The organism is Streptomyces sp. NPDC002868 (assembly GCF_055563295.1).
In genome coordinates, this window is the sequence record NZ_JBVHDR010000002.1 from 758331 (window position 1) to 772299 (window position 13969).

Below are 13969 nucleotides of genomic sequence, written 5' to 3' on the forward strand. Positions count from 1 at the left end.
CCCCGGCGCCCGAGGCTACAGGGGGTGAACGTGCCGGTGCCCGATTGACCCTACTGCTTTGCTACTGCTTGCTACTGCTCTGTTACTGCTTCGCTACTGCAGCAGTTCGGGTTCCGCCTGGCTGATCTGCCGCCACAGGGGCTGGTAGTTGATCCATGCGACCAGATCGCTGCCGAGCTGCTCGCGGGTGGCCACCGCGTCCCGGTGCTCGATCAGCACGGGCTTGCCCGCCGCCCGCGCGGCGAGCTGCACCTGGGCGCAGCGCTCCATGGAGATGAACCACCAGGCCGCGGCGTCGACCGAGTCGCCGACGGTCAGCAGCCCGTGATTGCGCAGGACGACGGCCTTGTGCGCGCCGAGGGCGCCGGCGATCCGCCGCCCCTCCCCCTCGTCGACGACCACTCCTGTGTACCGGTCGACCAGGGCGTGGTCCTCGTAGAAAGCGCAGGCTTCCTGTGTGATCGGCTCGATCAGCTCACCGAGCGCGGACAGCGCCCGCCCGTGCACGGAGTGGGTGTGCGCGACGGCGACGACCTCGGGCCGGGCGCGGTGCACCTGGGCGTGGACGGCGAACGCCGCCTGGTTGACGTGGTGCCTCCCGATTACAACCCGGCCAACCTGGCCCTCCCCGTTGACGAGGATCAGATCACCTGCGGTGACACGCGCGAAGGGGACGCCGAAAGGGTTCACCCAGAAGCAGTCGGTGAACTCCGGATCCCGAGCGGTGATATGGCCGGACACCCCGTCCTCGTAACCGAACCGCCCGAAGAGCCGCAGCGCCCCGGCGAGCCGCTCCTTGCGGTACGCCCGCTCGTCCACGACGGACTCGTGCACGGGCGGCATGGCGAATCGCAGCTGCTCGACAGGGATCGGCGCGGGCGTCTCAGTCATGGCTGGGAAGCTACCTCCGGGTACCGCAACTGACCAGAGACGTCACGCGCCTTGCACGAGAATGCGCGCATGACCGAACCGACATCCCCCCTGGTCCCGCTCCTCGGCCTCGAACCGCACGTGGAGGGCGGCTGGTTCAGGCAGACCTGGCAGACGGCGGGCTCGACGACCCCGCCCGGCTACCCCGGGCCGCGGGCGTACGCCACCGGCATCTACTTCCTGCTGCACCCCGGCGAGAGTTCGCGATGGCACCGCGTACGCTCCGACGAACTCTGGCTCTGGCACCGTGGTGGCCCGCTCAGTCTGCACCTCGGCGGCACGGCCGAGAAGCCTTCGGCGACCGAGACGCTCGCCCTTGGCCCGTCGGTGGAGTCGGGCGAGCAGCCCCAGCTCCTTGTCCCCGCGAACACCTGGCAGGAGGCGGAACCCGCGGGCACCGAGCCGGTCCTGGTGACGTGCATCGTGGCGCCGGGCTTCCACTTCGACGACTTCACGCTGGAGCAGCCCTAAGAACGCCGACGCCGCCGCTCAGGACTGCTGAGCGGCGGCGTCGGCATCGGCCCTGCGGAAAGGGCTACTCCCACTCGATGGTGCCCGGCGGCTTGCTCGTCACGTCGAGGACCACGCGGTTGACGTCCGCGACCTCGTTGGTGATCCGGGTCGAGATCTTGGCCAGCACCTCGTACGGCATCCGCGTCCAGTCCGCCGTCATCGCGTCCTCGGACGAGACGGGACGGAGCACGATCGGGTGGCCGTAGGTGCGGCCGTCGCCCTGGACGCCGACGCTGCGCACGTCCGCGAGCAGCACCACCGGGCACTGCCAGATGGAACGGTCCAGGCCCGCCGCCGTGAGCTCCTCGCGGGCGATGGCGTCCGCCTCACGCAGCAGGTCGAGGCGGTCCTTGGTGACCTCGCCGACGATACGGATGCCGAGGCCCGGGCCCGGGAAGGGCTGGCGCTGGACGATCTCGTCCGGCAGGCCGAGCTCCTGGCCGACCATCCGGACCTCGTCCTTGAACAGCTTGCGCAGCGGCTCGACGAGCTCGAACTCGAGGTCCTCGGGCAGGCCGCCGACATTGTGGTGCGACTTGATGTTGGCGGTGCCGGTGCCGCCGCCGGACTCGACGACGTCCGGGTAGAGCGTGCCCTGGACCAGGAAGGCGACGGCCTCGCCGCCCGCGGCCTCCGCCACGATCTCGGCCTGGGCCTGCTCGAAGACCCGGATGAACTCGCGGCCGATGATCTTCCGCTTCTGCTCGGGGTCGGACACCCCGGTGAGCGCGTTCAGGAAGCGGTCGGCCGCGTCCACGACCTTCAGCTGGACGCCGGTCGCCGCCACGAAGTCCTTCTCGACCTGCTCGGTCTCGCCCTTGCGCATCAGCCCGTGGTCGACGTACACGCAGGTCAGCTGCGAGCCGATGGCCTTCTGCACCAGGGCCGCGGCCACCGCCGAGTCCACGCCTCCGGACAGACCGCAGATGGCGCGCTTGGTGCCGACCTGCTCGCGGACCAGCGCGACCTGCTCCTCGACGACATTGGTCGTGGTCCAGGTCGGCTCGATGCCGGCGCCCCGGTAGAGGAAGTGCTCCAGGACCTGCTGGCCGTACGTCGAGTGCATCACCTCGGGGTGGTGCTGGACGCCGTACAGCTTCTTCTCGTCGTTCTCGAAGGCCGCGACCGGCACGACGTTCGTGGACGCGGTGACGGTGAAGCCCTCGGGGGCGGCGGAGCAGGCGTCGCCGTGGGACATCCACACCGACTGCTCGGCCGGGGTGCCCTCGAAGAGCGTCGAGCCGGGCTTGGAGACGTGCAGCGGAGTACGGCCGTACTCACGCGCGCCCGTGTTGTCGACGGTCCCGCCGAGCGTCGTCGCCATCAGCTGGAAGCCGTAGCACATGCCGAAGACCGGGACCCCGGCCTCGAAGATCTCGCGGTCCAGCCGCGGGGCGCCCTCCGCGTACACGGACGACGGGCCGCCGGAGAGGATGATCGCCTTGGGGTTCTTGGCCAGCATCTCCGCCACCGGCATGGTGGACGGCACGATCTCGCTGTAGACCCGGGCCTCACGGACGCGGCGGGCGATGAGCTGGGCGTACTGCGCGCCGAAGTCGACAACGAGTACGACGTCGGTGGCGGCGGGGGGTGCTGCTGGCACGGGTGGCGGCCTTCCGGCGGTGGGAGGGAGGGTCTGCGTTGTCGATTCTACCGGCGCGCCGGTAGAGCTCTTCGTCTCACCATCCGAACCCGGATTGGGCCCGCTCGGGCGGGCGGTCCATACTGTCGCCATGCACAAGCAGCTGACCTTCGTCTTTACCTATGGCACCGGCCCGTCCGGCTGCCATGGTCGTGCTGCTTGAGCCACTGACAAGCAACTTCCCAGGCGCCCCGGGCCGACAAGGCCCGGGGCGTTCTGTCATTTCCGGGCCTTGCCGCTCCGGGGCCGCCGCCCCCGACAAGGAGCCCCGCATGACTGTCACCGACACCGGAGCCAACGCCGGAGCCGACACCGGAGCCCGTACCGACGAGGCCGCGTCTGTGATCACCGGCGCCCGTGAGCGCATCGACGCACTCGACGACCGCATCATCGGACTGATCCAGGAACGGATGGCGGTCTCGGCCGTCATCCAGCAGGCCCGCATCTCCTCCGGCGGCGGCCGCGTGAACCTGTCGCGCGAGATGGAGGTTCTCGGCCATTTCCGCGACGCGCTCGGAAAGCCCGGAACGGCGCTCGCGATGACGCTGCTGGAGCTGTGCCGGGGCCGTATCTGAGTTCGGGCGCGTCCCTCACCCGTACGGCGCGTGACCGCACCCGACGAGGCTTCGTTGGTACCGGTGTCCGTGCCAGCCAGGGGCGGGCCCCGAAGGAAACCACGCGTGGCTCCGCTGGAGCGTGTGACGTACCGCAGGTACGTCGTGGGACCTCGCCCCAGCGCGCGTGACCGGTCGGCAGGGGACAGCAGCCCGGTCACCCCAAAGGCGGTCGGCTCCGGGGACGCCCGGGGCCGACCGCATCCGGTCCAAAAGGTTGCGCAGGCCGCAGCCCTTCCAGCACGATGCAAGAACAAGCGCGTCCCACTCTGCGCGACAACAGTGCCAAAGGTCGATACCACCCGCGCGCCGCAAGTGCGCCGGGTCGGCGACCCTCCCCAAGCGGCGCTACCCCCCGGCGCCGCACCTCGGCACCGGCGCTGCCCTGACGTCGGTGCTGACCACAAGGGCCCCGCGGATCACGCATCCGCGGGGCCCTTGCTCATGCGCGGATGCGCGCGACGAGGGCGGGTGACGGGGGCGCCTGCCGGGGGCGAACGACGGGGGCTGTGACGGGGCGTGTGACGGGGGCCACATAAGTTTTCTGTGAGACCGAGGGCAACCATTCCAGCCATTCGCAAGTCATGCATGCGAAACAACGGCCTCACCCGTGTACCCCCACCTCGGAAGGCCTCCAAACTCCGTGCCGTGTCAAGCGGTACGCCGGACTTCGCTGAGGTCTCAATGAAGCTTCGCCGCGCCATGGCAGTCGCTGCCGCGACGGCTGTTATAGCCCCCGCCACCTTCCTGGCGGCGCCTGCCGCGTTCGCGACGACCCCTACCCCGACGTCGACGGAGACGACCACCACGTCGCCGTCGCCGACGGACACGGCGACCACGTCTCCGTCGCCGACGGACACCGTCACCACGCCCCCCGCGCCGACGGGCACGGCTACGGCCCCGAGCACGCCGGCGAACAGCCCGAGCACGCCGGCCACTTCGCCGAGCACCACTGCCACCACGCCGGGCGAGGACGAGGAGGAGGACGACTTCGAGTGCAAGACCTCCGACCTCGAGCTTTCGATCACCGGCCTGCCGGGCAAGATCGCCGCGGGTAGTGGCTGGCACAAGTTCAAGCTGAGCGTCTACAACTCCTCCGAGACGACCGTCAAGGAGATCGACTACATCGCCGGGGCTTCCTTCGACAAGGACGGCGAGAACCTCTTCGAGACGAAGCAGGTCGAGCTGCAGGCTCTCAACCCGGAGACCAACACCTGGGAGACCCTCGACGAGGAGGGGCAGGCTGTCGGCTACATCGGCAGCTCCGACGAGCTGAAGCCGGGCTACGAGGTCGAACTCCCGCTGCGGCTCAACGTCAAGGCGTCCGCCCCGGCCGGCGCCGGCTTCACCCTCGGCGGTGGCATCTACATCGGCGACAAGGACTGCCTCGGCTTCCAGGACGTCGCGTACAAGTTCCAGATCGTCAAGCCCGGCACGGACACCGGCGGCACCAAGCCGCAGGAGGGCGGCAAGGTTCCCGTCCCGTCCGAGAAGCCGGACACCAACACCGCGGGCAACGTGACCGGCAACCTCGCTGAGACCGGTTCCAGCTCCATCCTGCCGACCGTCGGTATCGCCGGTGGCATCGCCATCGTCGCCGGCGCCGGTGTCGTGTTCGCGATGAAGCGTCGCCGCAGCGACGGCGCCACCGCGTAACACCCGGCCACACAAGGCCAAGAGGCCGCTGCACTCGGAGGGGGGTGCAGCGGCCTCTTTGTGTCTGTGGCGGTCAGGACTTCTTCGGCGGGACCGCCGGGATCCCCAGGAACGGCAGCCTCAGCGCGCCGAAGGCCGCCTCCGGGACCGCCGGGGACTTCGGCGCGATCGGGGTCAGGCGTTCGTACGCCGAACCCTGCGCCGGACGCGGGTCCTCCTCGCCCTTGTTGGGCCAGAACGACATCGCCCGCTCCGCCTGCGCCGTGATCGTCAGCGACGGGTTCACGCCCAGGTTCGCCGAGACCGCCGCGCCGTCCACGACCGAGATGCCCGGGTGGCCGTACAGCCGGTGGTAGGGGTCGATGACACCCGACTCCGGCGCCGCACCGATCGGGCAGCCGCCGAGGAAGTGGGCGGTCAGGGGCGTGCCGATGAGTTCGCCGACGTTGCTGCCGGCGAAGCCGTTGATCTCCTCGGCGAGGAGAGACGCCGCCCGCGTCGCCTCCGGGATCTGCTGAGGGTTCGGGGCCCCGTGGCCCTGGCGGGCTGTGAGCAGGCCCTTGCCGATGCCGCCCGGCTTGCGGAACGTCGTCAGCGAGTTGTCCAGGGACTGCATGACCAGGCCGATGATGGTCCGCTCCGACCAGCGGCGGTTGGACAGCGAACGCGCCACCAGCACCGGGTGCTTCGCCGCGTTGCCCAGCCAGCCCAGCACCCGGCGGTTGCGGTAGGGCACCTGGAGGATGGACAGCGCGCCCATCGCGTTGGAGCCCTTGCCGTAGCGGACCGGCTCGATGTGGGTGTTGTCGTCGGGGTGGATCGACGACGTGATCGCGACACCCTGGGTGAAGTCGGCCTTCTTCACCCCGTGCCGCTGGCGGTAGCGGCGGTTGTCGGTCTGGGCGCCCACGAGCGCCTCGGAGTTCGTACGGGTCAGCTCGCCCAGCCGCGGCGAGATCCGGGGCAGCAGACCGCGGTCCTTCATGGTGTGCAGCAGAGTCTGCGTGCCGTACGTGCCCGCCGCCACGACGACCTGCCGGGCGCGCAGCACCTTGGTCCTGCCCTTCCGGCGCGCGTCGGTCGGGACGGTCGTCACCTGGTAGCCGCCCTCCGCGTCCTCGCGGACCGCGGCGACCGTCGTCATCGGATGGATGACAGCCCCGGCCTTCTCCGCCAGGTAGAGGTAGTTCTCGTTGAGGGTGTTCTTCGCGCCGTGGCGGCAGCCCGTCATGCACTCCCCGCACTCGGTGCACGCGTTGCGGGACGGGCCCGCGCCCCCGAAGTACGGATCGTCGACCGCCGTGCCCGGCTTCGCCTTTGAGGTACCGTCAGCGTCCTTCCCGTCGCCGAAGAAGACGCCCACCGGCGCCAGGTGGAAGCTGTCGCCGACCCCCATCGCCTGCGCCGCCGCCTTGAGATGCACATCGGACGGGGTCGTCGTCGGATTGAGCCGTACGCCCAGCATCCGCTTCGCCTGGTCGTAGTACGGCGACAACTCCGCCTGCCAGTCGGTGATCCCGGCCCACTGACGGTCCTCGAAGAAGGCCGCCGGCGGTACGTACAGGGTGTTGGCGTAGTTGAGAGAACCGCCGCCGACGCCCGCGCCCGCCAGCACCATCACCTTGCCCAGCAGATGGACGCGCTGGATGCCGTACAGGCCGAGCGCCGGCGCCCACAGATAGTTCCTGATGTCCCAGGAGTTCCTGGGCAGGGTCTCGCGGGTGAAGCGGCGGCCCGCCTCCACGACCCCGACCCGGTAGCCCTTCTCGGTCAGCCGCAGCGCGGAGACCGAGCCGCCGAAGCCCGAGCCGACGACGATGACGTCGTAGTCGTAGAGCGACTCGTCGTCCTGGATCTGGGCCTGGGTGTCCCGTGACATTGGCTCTCCTCGTGCGAAAAGGGCGGAAACTAGCGCAGGCGCAGGGCCTTCATCGCCTTCAGGCTGCGGCTCATGAACGCGGCGTACTTCTCGTCGTCCATGCCGAAGGACGGAGCCAGCGGGATCAGCCGCTGCTGGGCGACGGTCTGGGCCTCGGTGTACTTGAGGATGCCCTCCGAGCCGTGCCGCCGGCTGAGGCCTGAGTCCTTCATGCCGCCCATCGGGGACTGCACACTGCCGTACGCCGGTGCGTACCCCTCATTGATGTTGACGGTGCCGGTGCGCAGCTTCGCGGCGACGGCGTGGCCGCGCTTGCCGTCCTTGGTCCAGACGCTGGAATTCAGGCCGTACGGGGTGGCGTTGGCCTGCTCGACGACTTTGTCCTCGTCCGTGAAGCGGTAGATGGAGACGACCGGGCCGAAGGTCTCCTCGGTGCACACGGCCATCGGGGCCTCGACACCGTCGAGGATGGTCGGCTCGTAGAAGAGCGGGCCGATGTCGGGACGCGCGACGCCGCCCGCGACGAGGGTCGCGCCCTTGGCGACGGCCTCCTCGACATGGCGGGTGACGGTCTCCAGCTGGCGCTCGCCGACGAGCGAGCCCATGTCGGCGCCGTACGCGAGGGACTTGCCGAGGCGCATCGCCTTCGTACGGGCCGCGAAACGCTCGACGAAGTCGTCGGCGACCGACTCGTGGACGTACAGCCGCTCGATGGAGATGCACAGCTGGCCCGCGGAGGAGAAGCAGGCGCGGACCGCTCCGGCCGCCGCCTTCTCCACGTCCGCGTCGTGCAGCACCAGCATGGCGTTCTTGCCGCCGAGTTCGAGGGATACGCCGATCAGACGGGCCGCCGCGCCCTGGGCGACCTCGCGGCCGGTGCGGGTGGAGCCGGTGAAGGAGACGTAGTCCGCGTGCTTGACGACCTCCGGACCGACGACCGGTCCCTCGCCGATGACGACCTGGAAGACGCCGGCCGGCAGGCCCGCCTCGATCAGCAGATCACGGGCCCACAGGGCGGTCAGCGCGGTCTCGGTGTCGGGCTTCATCACGACGGCGTTGCCGGAGACGAACGCGGGCAGCGCATCACCGACGGAGAGCTCGAGCGGGTAGTTCCAGGGTGCGATCTGGCCGACGACGCCGCGCGGCTGGCGCAGTTCGGTGGTCTTGGTGAGGACGGGGACGACGCCGGTGTGCCGCTTGGGCTTGAGATAGGCGGGCGCCTTGCGGCCGTAGTGGCGGGCGGCGACGGCGACGGCCAGGACCTCTTCGTGCGCGTGGAGGCGGGCCTTCCCGGTCTCCAGCTGGATGAGGTCGAGGACCTCGGCCTGGCGCTCCAGGACCAGATCGTGGAAGCGCAGCAGCACGGCGGCGCGGGCGCGAGCGGAGGCGGCGGCCCACACGGGCTGTGCGGCTCGGGCGCGTTCGAAGGCCTCGGCGACGTCCTCGGGCGTGGACTCGGGCAGGTCCGCCAGCTTCTCCCCGGTGAACGGGGTGTGGTTGGCGGTACGGCCGGAGCCGACCACACCACGGGTGAGCTGGGCGACCACCTCGGGAGTGACCACGTCGGCTGCGGTGCGCGCACCGGCCGGGGAGGCGGCTGTCGGGTTGGTACCGAGGGCGGCGGCGGGGGCCTGCGAGTCCGTCATGGGGGCGAGAGTATGCCGCAAACGGAGCTTTGGGTACCCGTCAGTAACGGCTTTTCACCAGGCCCTCACCATCGCGCCAGCGATCACTGGCAGATAAGGCCTGATCAGGGGCTCGTCTCGGCTCTACCGAGCTTCAGCCGCTCTCGTACGCCGCGGAACAGATCCTGCCCCTCGGCCTCCTCCTTGCCGCCCTTGGGCATCTCGACGAGCACGGTGTAGCGCTCATCGGCTTCGGTCACGACGTAGAACGCCAGCCGGTGGACGGGGCGCGCTGTGTCGCCCTCCTGGGCGTAGTACGTCACGTCCAGCAGGGCGGCGTCGACACCGTTGTGGTTGGCGGGGACGACGGTGCCTCTCGCCTCGGACGCGGTGAACTGGCCCGCGCGGGGGCCGCCGTCCTTCAGCCACTTCAGCTCGCGCCGTGCCCACTGGAAGGGTGTGTCCGTCGCCTTGGCCGCGCGCTTGAGCTCGACCCAGACGGGGTTGCCGCGCTCCTCGAAGGTGATCTCCTTGTCCTTCGCGAGGGCCGCCTCGGAGGTGACGGGCTCGCGTCTGTACGAGGCCGGGACGGAGATCTCCGCGTCGAGCCGGGACTCGACGTAGGGCCGCCAGGTCTTCCAGGCGTCGGGGGTGGGCATGGGGGGCGGGGTGCTGCGGGTGGAGGTGGAGGTGCCGCCGCTGGGTGGGGCGGGGGCGTAGGCCCATACCGCTACGGCTACGGCGATCGCGGCGGCGGTGCCGGCGAGCGCGTAGGGGAGGCGGGCGCGACGGCTCTTGGCGCCTGCGGCGGGCTTCTCCCCCGCCCCGCCCCTTCCCGAACTGGGGCTCTGCCCCAGACCCCGCGCCTCAATCGCCGACGGGGCTGGAGAATCCAGCCCGTCCGGCGATTGAGGACATGCCCGAAGGGCATACGGGGTCTGGGGGCTTGCCCCCAGTTTCGGGAAGGGGCGGGTAGGGGAGAGTTCCCGTTCCACCTCGCCCACAGACGGCCGCTGCGACGGGTCCTTCGACAGCAGCCGTACGATCAACTCCGCCAGCGGCCCCGCCCGTACCGGCTCCGGCGGCTCCGCCTGGAGGATCGCGGCGAGCGTCGACTCGAGCGTCGTACGGCGGAACGGCGACCAGCCCTCCACCGCCGCGTACAGCAACACCCCCAGCGACCACAGATCCGACGCGGGATCCCCTGCATGCGCTCCGGCGCGATGGATTCGAGCGATCCCACGAACTCGCCGCTCACCGTCAGCGGCTCCTCGCCCTGGATGCGGGCGATGCCGAAGTCGGTGAGCACCACCCGGCCGTGCGGACCGAGCAGCACGTTCGCGGGTTTCACGTCCCGGTGGACGACCCCCTTCGCATGCGCCGCGCCCAGCGCGCTCGCCACGGCGAGGCCGATCCGCGCGGCCTCGGCCGGGGGCAGCGCGCCGCGCTTGAGGAGTTCGTGGAGGGATTCGCCACGGATCAACTCCATGACGATCCAGGGGAGTCCGCCGTCCGTGACGACGTCGTGGACGGCGATGGCCGCCGGATGCTCGACCTGGGCCGCGGCCCGGGCCTCCCGCCGGAGCCGTTCGTACAGCCGCTGCCGGCCGGGGTCGCCGGGATCGCCCGGGAGCCGCGGCTCCTTCACCGCGCAGTCGCGGCCGACGAGTTCGTCGCGGGCCCGCCAGACGGTGCCCATGCCGCCGGAGCCGACGCGTTCGACGAGGCGGTAACGGCCGCCGATCAGCCGCCCCTCGCCCGAACTGGTCATGCTCACATCCTGGGGGTGAAGGAGTCGAGCGCAGTGTCGAAATGCCGTCGCGCCTCGTCGAGCCGGCCGACCGGGGCCGAGACCCAGACGTCGTACATCTTCCCGTCCTCGTCCCAGCAGATGTCGAAGGTGTGCCGGGGTCCCTCCGCCTTGGAGAAGCCGTTCCAGGTGAACTCCCAGAGCGCGGCGGACAGTCCGTTGTGCGTGGTCGCGGTGACCTTGCCGTCGCGGTAGCCGGGGTTGGTGCCGGGCCCGTCGGCGTCCGAGCGCCGCATCGCGCCGAGCGGCCCGTCGGAGGCCGGCTGCTGCATGCGTACGCCGATCCTGATGCCCTTGTCCGGCGCCATGTAGTAGACCCGCTTGTCGTCCGCGGAACGGGCGAAGCCTGCGGGGACGGCAAGCGCGAAACCGTCCGGATCGGACACCATGAGATAGCCCTCCGGCGCCACCGGCCTGTTGGGTGACGTGGAGGCGGTGACGGTCACCGTGGGCGTGGGCGTGGGCTTCGCGCCTGCCACGGGCGACTGCGCCGTACGCACCGGAGGCGTACTGCTCGCGGCGGTGCGCCCCGCAGCCGCCCGGCCGTCGCCCCCGCCGTCGTCCAGGAGGAGCGCGGCGGCCCCTCCCGCCCCGGCCAGCGCGGCGACCAGGGCGGCTGCGACGAGCAACGGCGTACGGCGGCGAGCGGCCTTCGCGGGCGCGGGCAGGTCGACTGGCGGGTCGACTGGTGGGTCGACTGGTGGTCGGGGCGCGGGCGCGCGCGGCGCGTCGAGACGGGTGGGTGTGTAACGCACCGCGGACCCGGACCCGGACCCGGGCCGGGACACCTCGGGCGTCGGTACGGCCCCCGTCGTGACGTACGTACGCAGCAGCTCCTCCGCCTCCGCCGCGCCCAGCCTGCGCTCCGGATCCCTCTCGAGCAGCCCCAGCACCACCGGCAGCAACGGCCCGGCCTGGGCGGGCGGACGGATCTCGTCCTCGACGACCGCATGCAGAATGCCGCCCAACGAGTCGCGGCGGAACGGCGATTCACCGCTCAGCGCCACGCACAACAGCACCCCCAGCGACCAAAGGTCCGACTCGGGACCCGCGGTGACGCCCTGCATCCGCTCCGGCGCGGTGTACTCGGGCGATCCGACGAACGACCCCGACTCGGTGATCGTCGTCGACCCGGCGAACTGCGCGATGCCGAAGTCGGTGAGGACGACCCGGCCGGTCGACTCCTCAAGCAGTACGTTGGCGGGCTTCAGATCCCGGTGCAGCACGCCGAGCCCGTGCGCAGCGCGCAGCGCGCCCAGCAGCGCCAGCCCGATGCGCGCCGCCTCGGCGACGTCGACCGGACCGCGCCGCGTGATCCGTTCGGCGAGCGAGCCGCCGTCGACCAATTCCATGACGATGTACGGGAGTCCCTCGTGCACCACCACGTCATGGACGACGACCACATGCGGATGCTTGACCCGGGCGACGGCGCGGGCCTCGCGCAGCGGCGCGGCCGTGGAGGTGTACGGGGACGCGGAACGGCGCCCCTCGTCCTCCGGATGCAGCTCCTTGACGGCAACGCGACGCCCGAGCAGCTCGTCGTCCGCGCGCCACACGGTGCCCATGCCCCCGCGTCCCAGCCGGTCGAGGAGCCGGTAGCGGCCCGCGATCAGCCGCGTTTCCTCGGACACGCAACTCCCCCTTGATCAGCCTGCGTACATCATGCCGGAGGCCGCCAGCCCCGCAGCATGGTGTCGAACTGCTCGCGGGTTGTCGCCCAGTCGTCGGCCGGTCCCGACATGTAGAGGGCGTATTCAGTGCCGTCGTCCGTGTAGTACATCTGGTCGATGGCCCGCCGCGGCCCCGGGAAGGTCTTCTTCTCGGTCCAGGTGAACTCCCACTGTGCGGAGTTCGTCTGGTCACGGAAGGTGTTGGGGCTGAGCTTCAGTCTCTTGTACTTGGGCAGCCGCTTCTCCAGCCCCTTCTCCATGTCCAGCATGTGCATGTACGGATTCTCGAAGTCGGGCGACGTGTTGCTGCTGATCCGTATGCGATGGCGGCCGTTGTCGGGTGTGTAGTCGATCTGGTCGCCGTCCATCTGGCGCGTCCAGCCGTCCGGTACCCACAGGCTGAAGCCCTCCGGATCCTCCTCCCGGTGCCAGCCGGTCGGCACGCTCGACGAGGTGCCCGGCGGCGCGGTCGACTGCGTACCGGTGCGCTCCCCGCCGCCGTTGCCGCCGCCCGCGTATTTCATGGCCGCCAGTCCGGCGCCGCCGCCGACGACGGCCGCGAGGACGACGACGATCGCCGCTCTGCGCAGACGGCCGCCGCGCCGGGGATCAGCCGCGGGAACCGTGGTGGCGTGCCCCGGGTGCGGGAGGACGGGGGCGGGAGCGGCGGGCGTCGGGGAAGGCAGCTGTGTGGTCACGGGCCGGGTGTGCTGCTGAGTCGCGTGCTCGGGCGGTACGTGTTTCCTCGTGGCGGCCGACGAGCCGCCTCCCATCGCCTCCAGCAGCAACTGCTCGGCCTCGGCGGCCGACGGCCGGGCCGCCGGGTCCTTGCGCAGCAGCGCCATGATGACCGGTGCCAGGGGTCCCGCCTGGTCGGGATGGCGCGGCTCCTCGTCAACCACGGCCTGCATCGTGGACAACGGCGACGAGCGCCGGAACGGCGACTCCCCCTCGACCGCCGTGTACAGCGTCGCGCCCAGCGACCAGAGGTCGGACGCGGGCCCCGGATCGGAGCCGCGGACCCGCTCAGGGGCCAAGTAGTCGATGGACCCGACGATTTCCCCGGTTCTGGTGATCGTCGAGTCGCCCTCGATGGCGGCGATGCCGAAGTCGGTGATCAGCGCCCGGCCGTCGCGGTTGAGCAGTACGTTCGCGGGCTTGACGTCCCGGTGCAGCACCCCGGCCGCGTGCGCAGCGCCCAGCGCGCGCAGGACGTGCAGCCCGATCCGGGCGGCCTCCTGTGCGGGTATCCGCCCGGACTCCTTGGCCGCGTCGGCGAGGGAGGGCCCGTCGACGTACTGCATGACGATCCAGGGGCGGGCGTCGTGTTCCAGCACATCGTGCACGGTGACGACACCGGGGTGGCTGATCCGGGCGGCGGCCCGGGCCTCTTTCTGGGTGCGGGCGTGCAGGACGACCCGGTCGGCTTCGGAGACATACCGTCCGGCCGTCAGCTCCTTGACCGCGACGACCCTGTGCAGCAGTTCGTCGTGTGCGCGCCAGACCTTGCCCATGCCGCCGCTGCCGATGGTCTCGCTCAGGCGGTAACGCCCAGCGAGCAGTAGACCCGCGCCCGTACTTTGAGAGTGTTCCACGTCCCCCGCCCAGTTCCTTGGGATCACAGGTTACG

Annotated in this window: 9 protein-coding genes and 1 pseudogene; 3 read left to right on the forward strand and 7 right to left on the reverse strand. The window is 70.8% G+C overall.

Features of this window, described 5'->3' with window-relative positions; all coding sequences use genetic code 11:
- Positions 1 to 93: 93 nt before the first annotated feature.
- Positions 94 to 891, reverse strand: a complete 798-nt coding sequence (locus tag ACZ3H8_RS09375) for a class II aldolase/adducin family protein (RefSeq protein ID WP_467399411.1) — start codon at positions 889 to 891, stop codon at positions 94 to 96.
- Positions 892 to 960: 69 nt separating this feature from the next.
- On the opposite strand from ACZ3H8_RS09375, the gene ACZ3H8_RS09380 reads away from it, so the two are divergent.
- Complete coding sequence (locus tag ACZ3H8_RS09380; RefSeq protein WP_467399413.1) at positions 961 to 1401, forward strand: cupin domain-containing protein; 441 nt, start codon at positions 961 to 963, stop codon at positions 1399 to 1401.
- 64 nt (positions 1402 to 1465) lie between these two features.
- Here the strand turns inward: ACZ3H8_RS09380 and guaA are convergent, their stop codons facing one another.
- Positions 1466 to 3046, reverse strand: coding sequence for a glutamine-hydrolyzing GMP synthase (guaA, locus tag ACZ3H8_RS09385; protein WP_467399415.1), 1581 nt, complete (start codon positions 3044 to 3046; stop codon positions 1466 to 1468).
- A gap of 311 nt (positions 3047 to 3357) precedes the next feature.
- Here guaA and ACZ3H8_RS09390 point away from each other — a divergent pair, with 311 nt between their 5' ends.
- A complete protein-coding gene (locus tag ACZ3H8_RS09390) occupies positions 3358 to 3660 on the forward strand; it encodes a chorismate mutase (protein ID WP_467399418.1) in 303 nt (100 codons plus the stop codon).
- Between the two features lie 741 nt (positions 3661 to 4401).
- A complete protein-coding gene (locus ACZ3H8_RS09395; protein ID WP_467399421.1) occupies positions 4402 to 5355 on the forward strand; it encodes an LPXTG cell wall anchor domain-containing protein in 954 nt (317 codons plus the stop codon).
- 73 nt (positions 5356 to 5428) lie between these two features.
- On the opposite strand, the gene ACZ3H8_RS09400 is transcribed toward ACZ3H8_RS09395, so the two are convergent.
- The 5 genes and pseudogenes from ACZ3H8_RS09400 to ACZ3H8_RS09420 all read right to left on the reverse strand — a co-directional run bounded on the left by ACZ3H8_RS09400 (position 5429) and on the right by ACZ3H8_RS09420 (position 13934).
- The gene (locus ACZ3H8_RS09400; protein WP_467399423.1) at positions 5429 to 7234 is read right to left on the reverse strand and encodes a GMC family oxidoreductase N-terminal domain-containing protein; all 1806 of its coding nucleotides are present in this window, start codon (positions 7232 to 7234) and stop codon (positions 5429 to 5431) included.
- 29 nt (positions 7235 to 7263) lie between these two features.
- A complete protein-coding gene (locus ACZ3H8_RS09405; protein ID WP_467399425.1) occupies positions 7264 to 8880 on the reverse strand; it encodes a succinic semialdehyde dehydrogenase in 1617 nt (538 codons plus the stop codon).
- Positions 8881 to 9865: 985 nt separating this feature from the next.
- Positions 9866 to 10630, reverse strand: a pseudogene (locus ACZ3H8_RS09410) (serine/threonine-protein kinase); the annotation flags it as partial.
- Between the two features lie 2 nt (positions 10631 to 10632).
- Complete coding sequence (locus ACZ3H8_RS09415) at positions 10633 to 12300, reverse strand: protein kinase domain-containing protein (RefSeq protein WP_467399428.1); 1668 nt, start codon at positions 12298 to 12300, stop codon at positions 10633 to 10635.
- A 29-nt stretch (positions 12301 to 12329) separates the two neighbouring features.
- A complete protein-coding gene (locus ACZ3H8_RS09420; protein ID WP_467399430.1) occupies positions 12330 to 13934 on the reverse strand; it encodes a serine/threonine-protein kinase in 1605 nt (534 codons plus the stop codon).
- Positions 13935 to 13969: the final 35 nt, after the last annotated feature.

Excerpts from the sequence above, each read along its gene's own strand:
- ACZ3H8_RS09375 (WP_467399411.1), bottom strand. The coding sequence starts at position 891 with ATGACTGAGACGCCCGCGCCGATCCCTGTCGAGCAGCTGCGATTCGCC.
- ACZ3H8_RS09380 (WP_467399413.1), top strand. The coding sequence starts at position 961 with ATGACCGAACCGACATCCCCCCTGGTCCCGCTCCTCGGCCTCGAACCG.
- ACZ3H8_RS09390 (WP_467399418.1), top strand. The coding sequence starts at position 3,358 with ATGACTGTCACCGACACCGGAGCCAACGCCGGAGCCGACACCGGAGCC.
- ACZ3H8_RS09395 (WP_467399421.1), top strand. The coding sequence starts at position 4,402 with ATGGCAGTCGCTGCCGCGACGGCTGTTATAGCCCCCGCCACCTTCCTG.
- ACZ3H8_RS09400 (WP_467399423.1), bottom strand. The coding sequence starts at position 7,234 with ATGTCACGGGACACCCAGGCCCAGATCCAGGACGACGAGTCGCTCTAC.
- ACZ3H8_RS09405 (WP_467399425.1), bottom strand. The coding sequence starts at position 8,880 with ATGACGGACTCGCAGGCCCCCGCCGCCGCCCTCGGTACCAACCCGACA.